The sequence below is a fragment of the Kitasatospora sp. NPDC057500 genome (assembly GCF_042802195.1).
Taxonomy (GTDB): Bacteria; Actinomycetota; Actinomycetes; order Streptomycetales; family Streptomycetaceae; genus Kitasatospora.
On record NZ_JBHVER010000037.1, the window covers coordinates 20,975 to 37,839 of the forward strand.

Here is a 16,865-nt window from a genome sequence, read left to right on the forward strand (position 1 = left end):
TCACCGCGCCGCGCGGGCCTCCCTCGCCTTGGCCACGGCCTCGCGGACGGCGGGGTGCGGATCGTCGGCGAGCCGGTCCAGCAGTTCGGCGACCCCGGGGGTGGACCAGGCGGCGACCGTCATCACCAGTTCCTCCCGGACGTCGTGGGCGGGGTGGCCGGCGAGGCGGGCGAGTCCGTCGAGCGGGCCCCGCCGTCGCCGCAGCACCCGGAACCAGTACAGGGCGTCCCGCACCGCCGCCGGGTCCCCCGGCTCGCCCGCGGCCGCGATCCTGGCGAGCAGCACCCGGGCCGGCGGCGGCGGGCCGTCCAGCGGGTGCGGAAGCCGCTCGCGCAGCCGCCGCGCCCCGTACTCGCCGCGCACCCGGCACCCGGAGCAGGTGCAGGGGCGGGTGCCGTGCGCGTCCGGCCGGTAGCGCCACCCCACCACCCGCGGCGCGGCGCGGACCCGGTGCACCTCCCCCGCCCGGATCGCCCGCGGCACGAACACCTCCCACCCGCGCGGGTCCTCCAGCGCCGCGATCCGCCGCACCGCCTCCGCCGCCGTGACGGTCCGCTGCCGCTGCCGCCACCGGTCCCCGTAGGGCCCGGCCTGCACCGGCTGCGCGTCGTCCACCCGGACGTGGACGGCCACCCACCCGCCCCTGCCGTCGAACCGGCCCAGCTCGCGCATCCACTGGTGGGTGAGGGTGTACGACGGCAGCACCGGGAAGCAGTACACCCCCCGGGTCCCGTCCTGGCCGTGGCTCACCGCCCGGATCCCGGACCGCCGGATGCGCGCCGCGTTCGCCGTGGACGTCAAGTGCACCAACATCACCATGGGCTCGGATGCTAGTACGGCGACGGCGCGCCGCCCGCCGCGGGTGGGTCACTCGCGCTCGGCGGCGGCCAGGGCGAGCAGGCGCAGCTGCAGATGGGCGAGCAGGCGGGCGTCCGGGTCGTCCAGGTCGATTCCGCAGAGCTTCTCGGCCTTCTGCCTGCGGTAGCGGAAGGTGCTGGCGGGCACGCCCAGGGCGGTTGCGGCCCGGGCGCTGTCCCCCGCGTGCTCCAGGTAGGCGCGCAGGGTGTCGAGCAGCACCTCCTCCTCCCCCGGTTTCGCCGCGTGCGCCGCCAGCCGGGTCACCGAGCTCTCCGGGGCGGGTGCCGGGTGCTCCCGCAGGGCGTCCAGGACGGACAGCAGGGCGACGGTGTCGGCGAGTTCGCCGACCCGGGCGGCCGGGGGCGTGCGCGGTGAGCGGCCGAGGCGCAGGGCGCGCAGCGCCTGGTCCGCGGTACGGGCGGACTCCGCCGCCCGGTCGAGACCGGGCCGGACCTCGCCGACGCCGATCCGCACCGGGCGGCCGAACTCCTCCGTCAGCTCCTCCGCGAGCGCGTCGGCCAGGCGGGAGAGCCGGGCGGCGGCGTGCCGCGGATCGTGCTCCAGGCCGCCGAGCAGCACCCGGGCGCCGTCCCCGGCGGCCACCGCCACCGCCGGGTGGCCGCGCCGGGCGCAGACGGCGCGCGCCGAGCGGGCCAGCCGCCCGCCGCCGGCCGGGGCGGGGGCGATGGCCAGCACCGCGCACGGCTCCCCCGGCGGCAGTCCGGTGCGGGCGGCCGGCAGGTCCGCCGGCCCGCGCCCCGTCAGCAGGGCGCGGACCGCCTCCAGCACCAGTTCGCGCTGCCCGGCGCGGCGGGCCCGGTCGTGCAGCAGGTGCGGCGCCGCGATCCGGGCCGCCGCCCGCAGCGCCTCGGCGACGGTCGGCGGCAGCGGGCAGCCGGTCGGCGCGACCCACAGCGAGCCGAGCACCTCCTCGCCGGCCCGCACGGCGACGGCCGCGCGTTCGGGGGCGGTGCCGTCGGCCCGGCGGTGCAGCGCGCCCGGGGTGCGGCGCAGCAGTGCGAGGAAGCCGTCCTCGCGCATCGCGGCCCGGCGCTCGGCCGGAACCCGGCGGGCCAGGATGGTGGAGCGGCGGATGTCGTCGACGTCCCGGTTGTTGGAGGAGTAGGCGAGCACCCGGGAGTCCGGGCTCTCGATCGTGACCGCGCCGCCCACCAGCGCGGCGAGCGCCTCGGCCAGCGCGTCCAGGTCGCCGAGCGGCACATTGGCCACCTCGGCCTCCTCGGCCACCGCCAGTCCGGCCCGCAGGGTGCCGATCAGCTGCGCCCAGTCGGCCCAGCTCCGGCGGAACAGCAGCGCCGTGCCCGCCCGGCCCGCCGCGTCCCGCAGCGCCCCGTTCGGCGGACCGGCGCCCTCCTCGCGGAACACCACCGCGGCCGCCCGGTCGCGCCCCGCCGCGCGCACCAGCGCCGCCGCGTGCTCCGAGCGCGGGTCGACGCCGACGGCCACCACCAGGGCGCCCCGGTCGGCGCCGGGCTCCGGGCGGTCGAACACGTCGAGTCCCGTCACCGCCACGTCCAGGCCCAGCGGGGCGAGGCCCACCTCGACGACGGCCTCCGCGAGCGCCACGACCCCCCCGCAACGTCCGTTCGACCATCCGCGCCTCCCCGGGTCCGGGGCCCAGTATGACCGCCGCCCCGGCCGGCCGTCAGGACGGGCGTGGGGTGCCGAGGGCGGGGAGGAGGTGTGCCTCCTCGTAGGCGAAGTGCTCCTCCAGGCCGTCGAGCACCCGGTCGAGTTCGGCGCCGACTCCGGCGAGGTCCTCGTCGGAGGCCTGGAGGACCTGCTCCAGCCGGGCGAGTGCCTCCTCGACCGCCTTGTGCTCCTCGCGGAGGCGGGTGATGACCGGCGCCAGGTGCGGGAAGTGCTGTTCGAAGGCGGTGAAGGAGCCGTCCTCGCGGGTGTGGTGCAGTTGCAGTCCGTAGCAGAACGTGAGGCAGCGGCGATGCAGTTGCCGGGTGAGGCCGGGGGTGGGACGGGGGGCGGCGGCGCCGGCCCGGGCGGCCGCGACGGCGGCGCGGACCTCGGCGAGTTCGGCCCGGAGCTCGTCGTGGTGGACGACCAGTTGGCGGCCGATCATCCGGTTGCGCTCGCTGTCGGCGGCGAGGTCCAGCGGGTGCAGGGCGACCACCGGGATGACCCGGTCGGTCCTCTCCCGGTAGTCCCGGAAGGCCGGGTTCACCAGGCACTGCCGCTCGTACAGCCGGTCGCGCTCCTCGCCCTCCAGGACGACCGCGCGGGTGGCGAAGGGCTTCACGTGCCCCTCGTCGGTGCCGGTCTCCATGGTGACCTGGGGTGAGGCGAGCAGGTTGTGGTACCACTCGGGGTGCTTCGGGCCGCCGCCGTTGGAGGCGAAGACCAGGTGGCGGACGCCGTCGCGCAGTCGGACCACCGGTGTGGTGTGCGGCCTGCCCGTACGGCGGCCGGCGGTGGTGAGGAGCACCAGCGGGACGCCTTCGAACACCCCTCCCACCTTGCCGTTGTTCTCCCGGAACTCCTTGATGACCCGTTCGTTCCCGCTCACGAGGGCACTCCAATCGTTTGCTTTGAAAGCAAAGGCAAACTAGCCGGGCCGCCGCCGCCCGTCAACTCCCGCCGGTCGCAGGGGTTCGGACGGCGCGACGGGCACCGGGGGAGTCTCCTGCGGGGCGGACTACCGGACCGCGCGGGCGAGGTCCAGGAAGAGCGCCGCCGACCAGCCGAAGCCGGAGGTCGCGCGCCGCGCCCGGGCGCCCGTCAGCGGGTTCCAGTACTCGTAGAGGCCGCCCCCGTCCCGGACCATGGCGAGCGTCCGTTCGCGCAGCTCGGCGGCGGTGTCCGGGAAGCCGGAGCGCTCCAGGCCCTCGGCGAGCAGGTAGTTGACGTTGAGCCAGACCGGTCCGCGCCACATCGCCTCGGGGTCGAACGCCGGGTCGTCGAACGCCACCGTCGGCACCGGCCGCTCGCCCCAGTAGGCGGGCGAGCGCAGGGTCCGTTCCAGGGCGGCGGCGATCCCGCCGGGCAGCCGGCCGGTAAACAGGGGCATCAGGTCGAGCGCGGTGCGCACCGGCACGGGCGCACCGGCCGCCAGGGTGGTGAAGCGGGTGCCGTTCCAGCGCCGGGCGACCAGCAGCCGGGCGTGGGCGGCGGCGCGCTCGCGCCAGCGGTCGGCCTCGGCGGGGCGGCCGAGGGCGGACGCGATGTCGGCCAGCCGGTCGGCCTCCAGGACGAGGTAGGAGTTGAGGTCGGGCGGCTCGGCGCGAGGGCCGTAGTCCCAGACCGGGCTGTCGTCCAGACCGGAGGAGTACGGGTGCAGGTACTCGGGCAGGCCGTCGCCGTCCGGGTCGGAGGCGGTGAACCACCACTCGTGCGCGCGCACCAGCCGCGGGTAGACGGCGGCGAGGAAGGGGAGGTCGGGGTCGGTCTCGTGCACCTTCCAGACGGCCCAGGCGGCGAGGGGCGGCTTGGTGACCGGGACCGGCGCGCGTTCGGGGCGCGCGCCGTTGGCGCTGCCGACGTGCTGGGCCAGGCGGGCGTGGTCGGCACGCGGCAGGTCGGTGGTGTCGGCCAGCACGCCGTGATCGTGCACCACGTCGGGGAGCCGGCCGTCGGGCAGCTGGTGGTCGAGGAAGAGCAGGATCTGGTCGCGGGCGAGCGCCGGGTCGCCGTGGCGCAGCGCGACGGCGTGGAACAGGGCGTCCCAGTTCCAGACGCCGACGTAGCCGTACTTGGAGGGGACCAGGCCCTCGCGGCCGGCGAACGGCAGCAGGTTGACGGCCAGGGTCCACCAGGCCGCCTGGGCGCGTTCAGCGAGGTCGGGGCGGACGGGCGGCATCCGGGCGAACCAGTCGGCCCAGCGGGCCTCGGCGGCGGCGCGCACGGCCGGGGCGGACCACCCGGACCGCTCCCCCGGCGGGCCGGCCAGGACGTGGCAGCCGTCGATCGCGAGGGTGTGCTCCGTGCCGTCGGGCCGCCGCCAGGAGGCCCGCGCGCCGTGCCCGGTGAGCACCAGGGTGGCCGGGTCCGCGAACAGCAGCGAAACCCCGCCCGCGAAGGCGATCCCGACCGGGGTGGCCGAGACGACGGGCAGCGGGCACCCGCCGGCGTCGCGCACCAGCAGGCCGGTGAGTTCGGTGGTCTCGGCGAGCGGGGTCTCGTACTCGGCCCGGGCGACGCGCAGGCCGTCGGCCGGTTCGGCGCCCGCGGTGACCAGCAGCCGGGCGCCGCGTTCGGTGAACGGCCGCTCGACCAGGTCGAGTTCGACGTACGGGGCGGACATCAGCGACCTCCCAGGCCCGAGGAGGCCATGCTGTTGAGGATCTTGCGCTGCCCGACCAGGAAGGCGATCAGCATCGGCACCACGGTCATCGCGGACAGCGCCGCGGTCAGCCCGTAGTCGATGCCGCCGCGCTGGGAGTTGAAGGAGTCGAGCAGCAGCGGGACGGTGAACAGCTCCGAGGTGTTGAGGAACACCAGCGGGAAGAAGTAGCTGTTCCAACTGGCCAGGAAGACGATGATGCCGAGCGTCCACAGGCCGGGCCGGATGTTGGGGAGCACGATCCGCCAGAAGATCGTCCAGCGGCCGGCGCCGTCGATCCTGGCCGCCTCCTCCAGTTCGACCGGCACGGCCCGGATGAACTGGCGCAGCAGGAACACCGCGAAGGGGTTGGCGACGGCGGGCAGGATCAGCGCCAGGTGGGAGTCGATCAGCTGGAGCTTGGCCAGCATGATGTACAGCGGCACGATGGTGACCTGGGCGGGGACCATCTGGGTGGCCAGGAAGAGGCCGAACAGCGGCCCGGAGCCGCGGAACGGGATCCGGGCGAAGGCGTAGGCGGCCATCGCGCCGGTGAACAGGGTGGCGGCGACGGTGACCGCCGCGATGTACATGCTGTTCCAGTAGGCCCGGCCGATCGGCACCTCGTTCAGCACATCGGGGTAGTTGCGGGCGCGCCAGGGCGAGGGCAGCCAGGACAGCGGTTCGTTGATCATCTGGCTGACGCCCTTGAAGGAGGTCAGCACCATCCAGACGAACGGGAAGAGCATCAGCAGGCCACCGAGGACGAGCCCGGTGTGCAGGAGGAGCCGCCGGGGGGCGGTGGAGTGGCGGACGGTCATGGCGGCGCCTCAGGACTCGTAGTGGACGAAGCGCTTCTGCGCCTGGAACTGGACCGCCGTGACGACCAGGGTGAGCAGCAACAGGAGCAGCGCGGCGGCGCTGGAGAGGCCGAAGTGGAACTCTCGGAAGCCCTGCTCGTAGACCTTGTAGACGATGGTCTGCGCGCCCTCGTTGTGGTCCGGGTTGACCAGCACGTAGACGAGGTCGAAGGCCTGGAAGGAGCTGATCACCGACACCACCACGGTGAAGAAGACGGTGGGCGACAGCAGCGGCAGGGTGACCGAGCGCAGGGTCTGCCACGGCCCGGCGCCGTCGATCCGGGCGGCCTCCAGCAGGTTGGCGGGGACGGTGGCGAGGCCGGCCAGGAAGATGACGACGTTGAGCCCGAGCGAGGACCAGACGGTCACCACGGCCACCGCGACCACCACCCAGTCCGGGTCGGCCAGCCAGTCGGGCAGGGTGACGCCGAACAGGTCGTGGACGGTGCCGTTGAGGATGCCGTCGGCGCCGCCGCCGAGGATCATCTGCCAGATCACCGAGACCGCGACCGAACTGGTCACCACGGGCAGGAAGTAGACCACCCGGTAGGCGGTGCGCCCGCGCACGCCGTGCAGGGCGAGCGCGATCAGCAGCGCGAGCGCGAGGCCGCCGGGCACGGTGATCAGGCCGATCTTGAGGGTGTTCCACACGGCGCGGCCGAACTCGGGGTCGGTGAGCTGGGTGCGGAAGTTGTCCAGGCCGACCCAGGTGGCGTCGCCGAGGCCGTCCCAGCGCATGAAGGAGAGGACGACGGCGAAGCCGAGCGGGCCGACCAGGAAGACCAGCAGCCCGAGCAGTTGGGGGGCGAGGAAGACCAGGGCCCACCGGCGGTCGCGGCGGCGCCAGAGCGGCTCTCGGCCGCCGCGCGCGGCGGGGGCGGCGGGGGCGGGCCCGGCGGCGGAGCGCTTGCGCCGCCGGGCCGCCTGCTGGGTGGCGGCGCTCACCCCTGCTCGCCCTTCATGCCGTCGACCAGGGTCTGGAGCTGGGTCATGCCCTCGTCGAAGCCGGCCTTGCCCTCCCAGATCTTCATCAGCTGGTCGTTGATCGCCTTGGTCAGGCCGGGGACGGCGACCTCGTCCGGGTAGTTGGCGAAGCCCCGGTCGCGCACGTCCAGGAAGGTCTTCGAGTGCGGCGGGTAGTTGCCGTCGGTCACCAGGTTCTCGGCGCCGCGCACGGACGGGACGCCGCTGCCGCCCTTGAGCCGCAGCTGCTGGCCCTCCTTGCTGACGAACTCGGTCAGGAAGGTGAAGGCCTCCTTCTGGTGCTTGCTGTCCTTGTTGATGGCCAGGTAGGAGGCGGCGACGGCGCCCGGGATCGGCTGCCCGGACTCGGACGGGAACGGCACGATGTCGTAGTTCGCGCGGTCGCCGCCCTTGTCGATGCCCTCGATCACCCAGCGGCCGCCGGCGTAGAAGCCGGCCTTGTGCTTGACGAACTGGGTGGCCGCGCCGTTGCCCTCGGGCAGCAGGTCCGCGGAGGCGAAGGTCTTGTCCCGGTAGCCGTCGGCGAGGGTCTTGAACGCCTGGCGGGTCTTCGGGTCGGTGGTCGCGACGAACCTCCCGCCGTCCCAGACCTTGCCGCCGAAGCCGTTGACCACGCTGTAGTTGGCGCCGTACCAGTTCCAGAAGATCGAGCCGGTCAGTCCGGCGGCCTTGAGCTTGGCGTTCATCTCCAGGTACTTGGCCATGGTCCACCGGCCGGCCTCGTTGAGCGCGGCCGGGTCCTCGGTGATACCGGCCGCGGCCAGGGCCTTCTTGTCGAACCAGAGCACCTCGGGGTTGGTGTCGTTGGGGACGCCGTAGGTCACGCCGTCCTTCTTGGCGCCGCCGTAGATGCCCTCGAAGAAGTCGGCGGGCCTGCTGCGGCTGTCCGGCCCGGCGAGCTTCTCGTCCAGCGGGGCGAGCACGCCGTCGGCGACCAGCTTGCCGATGTAGTCGTCGCCGACGTAGAAGACGTCGGGGGCGGTCCTGGAGGTGAGCTGGGTGAGCAGCTTGGGCTGGTAGTCGTCGTAGGAGGCGACCTGCTCCAGCTTGAGGGTGATGTCCGGGTGCTTCTCGGCGAACTCGTCGGTGAAGGCCTTGAAGACCGCCGTGTCCTCGGCCGAGCCCCAGGTCGACCAGCGCAGGGTGACCTTGCCGCCGTCGGCGGTGCCGCTGCCGGCGCCGCCCGCGCCGTTGGTGCCGCTGCACGCGGTGGCGGTGGCGACCAGCGCGGTGGCGGCCGCGACCAGGGCCGTCCTTCTGGTGAAAGCGGACATCGGATGCCTCCTGGGCTTTCGTGAGGGTGGGTGAGGGTCGGGGGGTTCTTCCGGCGCGGTGCGGGGTCAGGCGAGGCCGCCGCCGTCGACGACGAGGGCGGAGCCGGTCATGTAGCTGCTGGCGTCGCCGGCCAGGAACAGCACGGCGGCGGCGATCTCCTCGGGCGAGCCGGCCCGGCCCATCGGCCGGTCGGCGGCGTCCTTCTCGAAGGCCGCCCACTCCTCCCGGAGCTGGCGCGCCTCGTCGCGCAGCATCGGCGTCATGGTGTCGCCCGGGTTGACGGAGTTGACCCGGATGCCGGCGGCGGCGTGGTCGATCGCCAGGGCACGCGTCATGTTGACGACCGCGGCCTTGGATGCGCAGTACGAGAGCGCGTTGCCGCCGCCCTTCAACCCCCAGCCGGAGCCGGTGTTGATGATCGAGCCGCCCTCCGTCATCGCCGGGACGGCGAAGCGGCACATCAGGTAGACGGAGCGGACGTTGACGGCCATCACCCGGTCCCAGTCGTCCGCGGAGATCTCCAGAGCCGTCTGCCGGCGGATGATCCCGGCGTTGTTGAACAGGACGTGCAGGGCGCCGTAGGCCTCGACGGCGGTGGTGACGATCCGTTCGCAGTCCGCCTCGGAGGAGACGTCGGCGTGCACCGCGAGCGCCCGGCCACCGGCCGCCTCGATCTCGCGGACCACCTCGCCGCCGTCCGCGAGGTCGGCGACGACCACGGCGGCGCCCTCGGCGGCGAACAGCCTCGCGGTGGCCCGGCCGATGCCGGAGGCGCCGCCGGTGACGATGGCGACCTTGTCGCGCAGGGCTGCGGTGCGGTGGTTCAGGTCGTTCATGGGAGTTCCTCACTCGCGGACTGGATGCGGTAGAGCACGGATTCACGGTGTCCGGTGACCACCCGGACGTGGCCGGCCAGCGCGGCGTCGGCCAGCGGGTCGCCGCTGTCGACCAGCAGCGGCCGGCCGCCGAGCGCGGCGAGCTTCGGCCGGGTGGCGAGCACGACGATCCCGGCGAGCGCGTCCAGCACCCGGGGGCTGAACTGCTGGTTGCCGCGCCCGATCACGAAGCCCTGCCCGCCGATCACCGACAGCACGCCATGCGTCACCTGTGACATGGCAAGGGTGAGCAGCCGCTGCTCCGTGACGTCACGGGCGAGCAAGGCGCCGTCCCGCACGACGTCCACGCCCAGCGGCGTCAGCTCCAGGCCCAGCGCCCGCCCGACGGCGAGCGTGGTCGCACCGGGCCCGAGCGCGTAGGCGGTGCCGGGCGCCATGGCCGCCACCACCGCCCGGGCGATGGACTCCGCCGAGCCCGGCGCCGCCACCGAGGAGCCGGTCTTGCGCCCGCTCAGCCGGACCCGCGCGGCGGGCACCCGCACGGTCCCGTACAGCCGGGCGCCGACGCCGCCCGCCCGGTGGGCCTCCTCGTCGAGGTCGACGACCTCCGCCTCGGTGGTCCGCCCGTCGAAGCCGGCGGCGCCCGCGCCGGCCGCGGCGGGGCTGACCGCGAAGCAGCCCGAGTAGACCTTCACCCCGGCCGGCACGCCGAGCACCGGCGGGCGCGGCCCGGCGTCCAGGACGTCCCGCGCCGTCCCGTCGCCGCCGGCGAACAGCAGCAGGTCCACGTCGCGCAGCGCCGCCACCGCCGCCCGGGTGTCGGCCGCGCCCGTGCGGGGCGCCGCCGGCCGGTGGGCGACCTCGTGGCGCACGCCCGCCGCGAGCGCGCTGTCCTCCCCCATCGGCCCGGCCACCGTGCGGACCAGGACCTCGGGGCGGCGCAGGTGCAGGGCGCGCAGCGCGGCGGCGGCGCGGGCCCTGGCCCGGGGGACGGCGCCCAGCGCGAGCGCCCTGGCCTGGACGTCCGGCCCGTCGCTGCCCTTGAGGGCGACGGCGCCGCCGAGGCCCGCGACCGGGTTCACGATCAGGCCGACGATCATCCCGGCCGCTTCGCGCCGTGCTTGCGCAGGTAGGCGCGCCAGCTGGGCGACCACTGGGCCGGGTCGTCCAGCGCCGCCGGGTCGGTCCGGTGCACGGTCTGCCGGTAGGGCGCGCCGCGGACGAACTCCGGGTCCTTGCGGGCCTCGTCGGCGACGTGGGCGAGGATAGCCGCGTACTCGTCGAGGTCCTCCCGGGAGTAGGACTCGGTGGGCTCCAGGGTGAACGGCTCGGGCACCACGTAGGGGTGGTGGCTGGTCCAGTAGTGCACGCCGAAGTCCGCCGCCCGGATGCCGATCTCCTCGGAGTGCACGCCGGTCTCCTCGGCGAGCTCCTGCCAGGAGTAGCGGACCTGCTCGACCCGGCGCCGCCCGGCCCAGGGGACGGAGGCGCCGGGGATGCGGGCGACCTTGGCCAGCAGGTAGTTGTTGTTGAGCACGGCCGTCTCGGCGACCTCGCGCAGGCCCTCGGCGCCCAGCGCCATCACCCAGGCGTAGGCGCGCACCACGTTGGGCGTGACCCCGAGGAAGGGGCGGATCTTGCCGACCGAGTGCTCGGGGGCGGTGAGCGTGAACGCCTCGCCGGCGCGGTCGACCACCGGTCCGGGCAGGAACGGCGCCAGCGCCTCGGAGACGCCGCAGGCGCCGGCCGCCGGGCCGCCGCAGGCGTGCGGGGTGGAGAAGGTCTTGTGCAGGTTGAAGTGGCACAGGTCGAAGCCGGCGTCCCTGGCCCGGGTGATGCCGAGGATGCCGTTGGCGTTGGCCTGGTCGTAGCAGGCCAGGCCGCCGGCGGCGTGCACCAGGTCGACGAACTCGCGGATCCGCGGGTTGAAGATGCCGGTGTCCTCCGGATTGGTGATCAGCAGGGCGGCGGTGCGCGGGCCGACGGCGGCGCGCAGCGCCTCGATGTCGGGGTTGCCCTCGGCGTCCGGCATCAGGGTGATCACCTCGTAGCCGGCGACCTTGGCGCAGGCTGCGTTCGAGGGGTGGGAGAACATCGTGGTGATCACCTGGTCGCGCCGCTCCCCCTCGCCGCGGGCGGCGTGGTAGGCCCGGATCATCGCGATGTTGGCGTAGATCGCCGCCGAGCCGGCGCCGGGCTGCAGGGAGACCCGGGCCATCCCGGAGACCTCCTTGAGGATCTGCTCCAGCCGCCAGTAGATCTCCAGCACGCCCTGCACGGTGTCCTCGGGCTGCAAGGGGTGCAGGGCGGCCACCCTGGGGTCGCGAACGAAGGAGTCGTTGACCTTGGGGCTGTACTTCATGGTGCAGGTGCCCTGGCCGACGTCGATGTTGAGGTCGGCCCCGAGGGTCTCCTGGGAGAGCCGCAGGTAGTGCCGGACCACCTGGTTCTGGGAGAGTTCGGGCAGCGCGGGCGGGGTGCGGCGGGCGACGCCCTCGGGCAGGTCGACCAGGGGCGCGTCCGGGGCGGGCACGCCCATGCCGCGCCGGCCGGGGCGGGACAGCTCGAAGACGATCTCCTCGTCCCAGCGGGCCTGGTGGAAGCGGCGCAGCGCGGGCTTGGGCGCCACCGGCAGGGTGGCGAAGGGTTCGGGTGCGTCGTGGGTGCTCACTCGGTGTCTCCGGGCGTGGAAAGGGCGTCCTGGACGGCCGCCGCGAGGGTGTCGATGTCGGCGATGGAGTGCTGTTCGGTGACGCAGACCAGCACCTCGCGGGGCCCGAGCCGCACCCCGCCGAGGATGCCGCGCCCGCGCAGGGCGGTGAGCAGCGCGTCGGCGTCCGCCACCTCGACGGCGAACTCCCGGAAGTGCAGGGCCTCCTGGTGGCGCACCACGGCCCCGGCGGCGGCCAGCGCGCGCATCGCGTAGCGGGTGCGGGCGAGGATGGTCTCGCCGATCTCGCGCATGCCCTGCGGGCCCATCAGCGCGAGGTAGACGCCGGCGGTGATGCCCCACAGGGCGGCGGCGGTGCCCACCCACTCCTTGCCCTCCTCGCGCAGCGCGAAGGAGGTGCGGTCGTAGAAGACGTCGCCGAAGCCGTACTCGCCGGGGACGGCGGTCGGGGCGATGCCGAACAGCCGGGACGGGAACTCGGCGACCAGCCGCTCGTCGTCGTGGCTCGCGATGAACCCGGCCTGGCCCCCGCCGTACTGGGGGTGCATGCCGAGCGACTGGATGTCCCCGCAGACCAGGTCGGCGCCCCAGGAGGCGGGCGGGGCGAGCACGCCGAGCGTGATCGGGTCGGTGCCGACCACCAGCAGGGCGCCCACGGCGTGGGCCAGGTCGGCGAGTTCACGGCCGCGGGTCTCGACGACGCCGTGCACGGTGGGCGTCTCCAGGTAGAGGGCGGCGAAGGTGTCGTCGAGGCGGACCTCGCCCGTCTCGCCGGACTCCGCCACCGGGGCGAGCAGCACCTCGACGTCCGGGGCGAGGTAGTCGCGGATCTTGGCCAGCTTGTCGGCGGCGAGCGCCCCGCTGACCATCACCCGGGTCCGGCCGGTGCGGCGGGCGGCCATCCGCAGCGCCGTGCCGGCGGCCTGGTAGCCGTCGTAGATGGGGACGTTGACGACGTCCATCTCCAGCAGTTCGGCCATCATCGAGACGTACTCGAAGAGCGCCTGGAAGCGGCCGTGGTCCTCGTAGGGCTCGCCGGCGTAGGCGGTGAGGAACTCGCCGCGGCCGTTGACCTCGTCGCAGACCGCCGGGACGTGGTGCGGGTAGCAGCCGTGGCCGAGGAAGCTCAGCAGCGCGGACGGGTCGGTGTTGCGCGCCAGCAGGCCGCGGACGTGCCGGGCCAGGCCCAGCTCGTCGGCGAACGGCGCGGGGAGGTCGAGCGGGCGGTCCAGGCGCAGGTCGGCGGGGATGTCGCGGTAGAACTCCGCGACGTCGGGGGCGCCGATCTCGGCGAGCATCGCCGCCCGGGTCTCGGGTCCCGCGTTGGGGATGTAGGGGTGGGCCACGGACTCTCCTCAGGGCGTGGTCGGTCGGGGCTTGAGGACCACGGCGTCGCGCGGTCCGAGGGTCACGGGGCCGCCGGGCAGCGGGCGGCCGGTCAGCAGGTCGGTGCCGGGCTCGGGCAGGGACACGGTGGCGGGCTCGGTGCCGTGGTTGAGCAGGAAGAGGTAGCGGCCGCGGCGGCAGGCCTCGACGCCGGCGGGCAGGCCGGGGCCGGCGACGCCGGTGATCCCGGCGGCGGCCAGCAGCTCGTCCAGCAGCGGGGCCGGGTCCTCGGGCAGGCAGGAGAGGTAGGTGGCGGCGCCGCGCCGGGTCACGGCCGGGCGGCCGTGCAGCGGGCCGCCCCGGTAGCGGGCCAGCACCTCGGTGCCCTCGGCGGCCTCCAGCCATTCGGTCCAGGTGCGGGCGGTCAGCGAGGTGCCGTCCGTGGTGACGACCTCCTGGGTGACGCCGTCGGGCAGCGGGCGCCACTCCTCGACGCGCACCCCGAGCAGGTCGCGCAGCGGCCCGGGCGCGCCGCCGTCGTGGACCTGGTCGGCGGCGTCGACCACGCCGCTGAACGGGCCGACCACCAGCCGTCCGGGGTGGGCGGCCAGCGCGGCGGCGTGCCCGGCGGTGCAGAGGTAGAGGTTGGGGGCGATCACCAGCCGGTAGTCGGAGAGGTCTCGCCCCGGCGGGGCCAGGTCGACGGCGACGCCCCGGGCGTGCAGCGGCGCGTACCAGGAGAGCAGCAGTTCGTGCAGCCGCAGCCGGTCGGAGGGCATCGACTCGGGCGCCTCCAGCCCCCACCAGCTGTCCCAGTCGAGCAGCAGCGCGACCTCGGCCGCGGTGGTGGCGCCGGCCACCTCGGCCAGCCGCCGGACGTCGGCGCCCAGGGCGAGCGTCTCGCGCCACTGCCGGGTGCCGGTGCCGCCGTGCGGGAGCATCGCCGAATGGAACTTCTCCGGCCCGTACCGGGCCTGGCGCCACTGGAAGAACATCACGCCGTCCGAGCCGTGGGCGAGCGCCTGGAGGCTGTGCAGCCGCATCACGCCGGGGTCCTTGGGGACGTTGACCGCACGCCAGCTGACCGCGCTCGGCGCGGACTCCAGGAGCAGCCAGGGCTGCCGCTTCAGCGAGCGCATCAGGTCGTAGCTGAGCGCGGCCTTGACCTCGGCGCGCGGGTCGGCCGGGTCGGGGTAGGCGTCGTCGGTGACGACGTCCTCGGCCGCGGCCCAGCTCCAGTAGTCGAGGTCGCGCAGCACGCTCATGAAGTTGGTGGTCACCGGGACGTCCGGGGTGACCTCCTTGAGGACGGCGCGCTCGGCCTCGAAGCAGGCGAGCAGCGCGTCGCTGGAGAACCGCCGCCAGTCCAGCAGCTGGGCCGGGTTGACCGGGCCGGGGGCCTTGCGGGGCGGTTCGACCTGCGTCCAGTCGGTGTAGTGCTGGCCCCAGCAGGACGTCCCCCAGGCGGTGTTGAGGCCGTCGAGGGAGCGGTGGCGGGCCTGGAGCCAGCGGCGGAAGTCGCGGGCGGACTCCTCGCAGTAGCACTCGGCGGTGTGGTCGGCGTACTCGTTGCTCACGTGCCACATCGCCAGCGCCGGGTGGGCGCGGTAGCGCTCGGCCAGCGCGCGGGCCAGGCGGACGGTGGCGGCGCGGAACACCGGGGAGGAGGGGCAGTACCCCTGGCGGGAGCCGAACTCCAGCCGGGTGCCGCCGGCGTCGACCGGCCGCACCTCCGGGTGGGCGCGCACCAGCCAGGGCGGCGGGGTCGCGGTCGCGGTGGCGAGGTCGACGGCGATGCCGTGTTCGTGCAGCAGGTCGAGCACCCGGTCGAGCCAGCCGAAGTCGTAGGCCCCGGGCGCGGGTTCGAGCCGGGACCAGGAGAAGACCGCGACCGTGACCAGGTTGACGCCGGCCTCGGCCATCAGCCGGACGTCCTCCTGCCACACCTCCTCGGGCCACTGTTCGGGGTTGTAGTCACCGCCGAACAGCAGACCCGGTACCCGTGTCAGCCCCATGCCGCGCCTCCCCTGGGGGTCGGAAGCCCCGTCTCCGCGTCGTCCCGCATTTTGTATTCAAAATGCATAGTGCAGTACACTGGAGCGGGTCAAGAGGTGTGCTTCGAATCCGGAGGTTGGGGGACGCGATGGCGATCGAGCGCCGTCCGCTGCGCGAGCAGATCCGCGACGAGCTGATGGACCGGCTCACCCGCGGCGAGTTCGCGGCGGGAACCGATGTCAACGAGGCCGTGCTGGCCGCCGAACTCGGCGTCAGCCGCACCCCGCTGCGCGAGGCGCTGATCGCGCTGGCGGGCGAGGGCGTGCTGGAGAGCAGCCAGGGCCGCGGCTTCCGCTTCGCCCCGGTCAGCCGCAAGGAGTTCCGCGAACTGGTCGCCATCGTCGCGGCCCTGGAGGCGCTGGCGCTGGAGTCCTCCGACCCGGAGCACCTGCGCACGATCGCCCCCCGGCTGCTGGAGCTCGCCCAGGGCTTCCCCGACCAGGTGGCCGCGCACGCCACGGTCGACCGGCGCGACGACGAATGGCACGGCCTGCTGCTCAGCGGCTGCTCCAACGAGCGCCTGCTGGACCTGCTCACCCGGGTCAAGGCCGGGATGCGGCGCTACGAGAACCTGGTCGTCGCCGAGGACGAGCCGGTGGCCCGCGAGTCGGCGGAGCACTGCGAGATCGCCCGCCGGCTGCTGGCGGACGACCTGCCCGGCGCCATCACGGCGCTGCGGGCCAACTGGGTCGGCGGCATGGAGCGGATGCTGGCGCACCTCCCGGAGGACTGACCCGCGAACGGCGGAGCGCCCGCCGCCCGGGGCGCGGGCGGCGGGCTCGGGGTGCTGCCGGGGTGCCGGGGCGTCAGGCCTTCGGCACGTGCAGGCGTGCCCAGGAGGAGGCGCCGGGCCAGCCGTCGGCGTCGGTGCCGGCGTAGCCGAGCTTGCGCTGCCAGCGGGCGTAGCTCTGGCGGTCGGCCTCGCTCCACTGCGGGCCCGGGCCCTGCTGGTAGGCGCCGCAGCCCTCCTCCACCAGGCGGCGGCCCATGGCGGTGACCAGCGGGCTGCGGGGGCCGGTGCGGAACCACTCCGAGCCGGGGAACGGCGCCCAGCCGCCCGTCGTGCCGTTGCCCGTCGTGCCGTTGCCCGCGCCCGGCTCCAGCGCCCCGGAGGTGACCAGCCGGTAGAGGGCCCCGCCGGGGCACTCGGTGGCGTAGCCGTCGCGGTGGCCGCGGATCTCCCGGCCGGCGCCGTTGGCGCGCAGGTAGGCGATGGCGTCCCGCAGGCCGGCGGTCTGCTCGGCGGTCGGGCCGGTGTGGCCGCTGTCGCCGACGAAGGCGAGGACGGCGAAGTGGTCGCGGTTGAGCGCGGTGCTGCCGTTGGCCGCGTTCTGCGCGTTGCGCCCGCGGCCCTCGAAGACGTAGCCGTGCTCGCAGACGGCGAGGTTGTACGCGAAGTCCGACCAGCCGTTGCCGTCCATGTGGCTGTTCTGGACCTTGCGCATGTACCCCGCGCAGGTGCCGTGCTCGTCCGCGCTGTACGGGCCGCCCAGGTAGTGCACCTTGACGCCCCGGTTGGCCGCCACGGACTGGTGCCCGTTGCGGGCCGCCCGGGCGCCCCACTCTGCGCGGCTGACGAACTTCATCGCCGTTCCCCCTTCGTTCCGTGCTGCGCGGGCCGTCCCCCGGCCCGCGTCCGTGCTGCTCCGAGCGTTGCGCCCGGCGCGTGCAGTCCGCGTGCAGTCCGCATGCGGCGGACGTGCACC

The 16,865-nt window shown here is 74.6% G+C and carries 14 protein-coding genes; 1 reads left to right on the plus strand and 13 read right to left on the minus strand.

Features of this window, described 5'->3' with window-relative positions; translation table 11 throughout:
• From ACFU74_RS11255 to ACFU74_RS11310, 12 genes are all read right to left on the minus strand, one after another.
• Positions 1–819, minus strand: a complete 819-nt coding sequence (locus ACFU74_RS11255) for a HEAT repeat domain-containing protein (RefSeq protein ID WP_380755172.1) — start codon at positions 817–819, stop codon at positions 1–3.
• Between the two features lie 48 nt (positions 820–867).
• On the minus strand, positions 868–2,445 hold the full coding sequence (locus ACFU74_RS11260; protein ID WP_380755174.1) for a PucR family transcriptional regulator: 1,578 nt from the start codon (positions 2,443–2,445) through the stop codon (positions 868–870).
• Positions 2,446–2,524: 79 nt separating this feature from the next.
• Positions 2,525–3,400 (minus strand): nitroreductase/quinone reductase family protein, encoded by an 876-nt coding sequence (locus tag ACFU74_RS11265; RefSeq protein WP_380755176.1) that lies wholly within the window; start codon positions 3,398–3,400, stop codon positions 2,525–2,527.
• 129 nt (positions 3,401–3,529) lie between these two features.
• The gene (locus ACFU74_RS11270) at positions 3,530–5,134 is read right to left on the minus strand and encodes an amylo-alpha-1,6-glucosidase (RefSeq protein WP_380755178.1); all 1,605 of its coding nucleotides are present in this window, start codon (positions 5,132–5,134) and stop codon (positions 3,530–3,532) included.
• The gene (locus tag ACFU74_RS11275) at positions 5,134–5,973 is read right to left on the minus strand and encodes a carbohydrate ABC transporter permease (protein ID WP_380755180.1); all 840 of its coding nucleotides are present in this window, start codon (positions 5,971–5,973) and stop codon (positions 5,134–5,136) included. Before ACFU74_RS11275 ends, ACFU74_RS11270 begins: the two co-directional genes overlap by 1 nt.
• A gap of 9 nt (positions 5,974–5,982) precedes the next feature.
• The gene (locus ACFU74_RS11280) at positions 5,983–6,957 is read right to left on the minus strand and encodes a carbohydrate ABC transporter permease (RefSeq protein WP_380755182.1); all 975 of its coding nucleotides are present in this window, start codon (positions 6,955–6,957) and stop codon (positions 5,983–5,985) included.
• Positions 6,954–8,270 (minus strand): ABC transporter substrate-binding protein, encoded by a 1,317-nt coding sequence (locus ACFU74_RS11285; protein WP_380755184.1) that lies wholly within the window; start codon positions 8,268–8,270, stop codon positions 6,954–6,956. Before ACFU74_RS11285 ends, ACFU74_RS11280 begins: the two co-directional genes overlap by 4 nt.
• A gap of 66 nt (positions 8,271–8,336) precedes the next feature.
• Positions 8,337–9,107 (minus strand): SDR family NAD(P)-dependent oxidoreductase, encoded by a 771-nt coding sequence (locus ACFU74_RS11290; protein WP_380755186.1) that lies wholly within the window; start codon positions 9,105–9,107, stop codon positions 8,337–8,339.
• Positions 9,104–10,207 (minus strand): ATP-NAD kinase family protein, encoded by a 1,104-nt coding sequence (locus ACFU74_RS11295; protein WP_380755188.1) that lies wholly within the window; start codon positions 10,205–10,207, stop codon positions 9,104–9,106. The genes ACFU74_RS11290 and ACFU74_RS11295 overlap by 4 nt, the downstream gene beginning before the upstream one ends.
• Positions 10,204–11,778: an aminomethyl-transferring glycine dehydrogenase subunit GcvPB gene (gene gcvPB / locus ACFU74_RS11300; RefSeq protein WP_380755190.1), complete on the minus strand. Its 1,575-nt coding sequence runs from the start codon at positions 11,776–11,778 to the stop codon at positions 10,204–10,206. The genes ACFU74_RS11295 and gcvPB overlap by 4 nt, the downstream gene beginning before the upstream one ends.
• On the minus strand, positions 11,775–13,124 hold the full coding sequence (gene gcvPA, locus ACFU74_RS11305; RefSeq protein WP_380755192.1) for an aminomethyl-transferring glycine dehydrogenase subunit GcvPA: 1,350 nt from the start codon (positions 13,122–13,124) through the stop codon (positions 11,775–11,777). The genes gcvPB and gcvPA overlap by 4 nt, the downstream gene beginning before the upstream one ends.
• Positions 13,125–13,133: 9 nt before the next feature.
• Entirely contained in the window at positions 13,134–15,119 is a 1,986-nt protein-coding gene (locus ACFU74_RS11310; RefSeq protein ID WP_380755194.1) for a beta-galactosidase, read from the minus strand.
• A gap of 128 nt (positions 15,120–15,247) precedes the next feature.
• On the opposite strand from ACFU74_RS11310, the gene ACFU74_RS11315 reads away from it, so the two are divergent.
• Positions 15,248–15,892: a GntR family transcriptional regulator gene (locus ACFU74_RS11315; RefSeq protein WP_380755196.1), complete on the plus strand. Its 645-nt coding sequence runs from the start codon at positions 15,248–15,250 to the stop codon at positions 15,890–15,892.
• A 73-nt stretch (positions 15,893–15,965) separates the two neighbouring features.
• Here the strand turns inward: ACFU74_RS11315 and ACFU74_RS11320 are convergent, their stop codons facing one another.
• Positions 15,966–16,745: a peptidoglycan-binding protein gene (locus ACFU74_RS11320; protein ID WP_380755198.1), complete on the minus strand. Its 780-nt coding sequence runs from the start codon at positions 16,743–16,745 to the stop codon at positions 15,966–15,968.
• Positions 16,746–16,865: the final 120 nt, after the last annotated feature.

What these genes read in the sequence shown, in the direction of transcription:
- ACFU74_RS11285 (WP_380755184.1), bottom strand. Translation starts at nt 8,270, where the DNA reads ATGTCCGCTTTCACCAGAAGGACGGCCCTGGTCGCGGCCGCCACCGCG.
- ACFU74_RS11270 (WP_380755178.1), bottom strand. Translation starts at nt 5,134, where the DNA reads ATGTCCGCCCCGTACGTCGAACTCGACCTGGTCGAGCGGCCGTTCACC.
- ACFU74_RS11255 (WP_380755172.1), bottom strand. Translation starts at nt 819, where the DNA reads ATGGTGATGTTGGTGCACTTGACGTCCACGGCGAACGCGGCGCGCATC.
- ACFU74_RS11295 (WP_380755188.1), bottom strand. Translation starts at nt 10,207, where the DNA reads ATGATCGTCGGCCTGATCGTGAACCCGGTCGCGGGCCTCGGCGGCGCC.
- ACFU74_RS11290 (WP_380755186.1), bottom strand. Translation starts at nt 9,107, where the DNA reads ATGAACGACCTGAACCACCGCACCGCAGCCCTGCGCGACAAGGTCGCC.
- ACFU74_RS11275 (WP_380755180.1), bottom strand. Translation starts at nt 5,973, where the DNA reads ATGACCGTCCGCCACTCCACCGCCCCCCGGCGGCTCCTCCTGCACACC.
- ACFU74_RS11315 (WP_380755196.1), top strand. Translation starts at nt 15,248, where the DNA reads ATGGCGATCGAGCGCCGTCCGCTGCGCGAGCAGATCCGCGACGAGCTG.
- ACFU74_RS11310 (WP_380755194.1), bottom strand. Translation starts at nt 15,119, where the DNA reads ATGGGGCTGACACGGGTACCGGGTCTGCTGTTCGGCGGTGACTACAAC.
- ACFU74_RS11320 (WP_380755198.1), bottom strand. Translation starts at nt 16,745, where the DNA reads ATGAAGTTCGTCAGCCGCGCAGAGTGGGGCGCCCGGGCGGCCCGCAAC.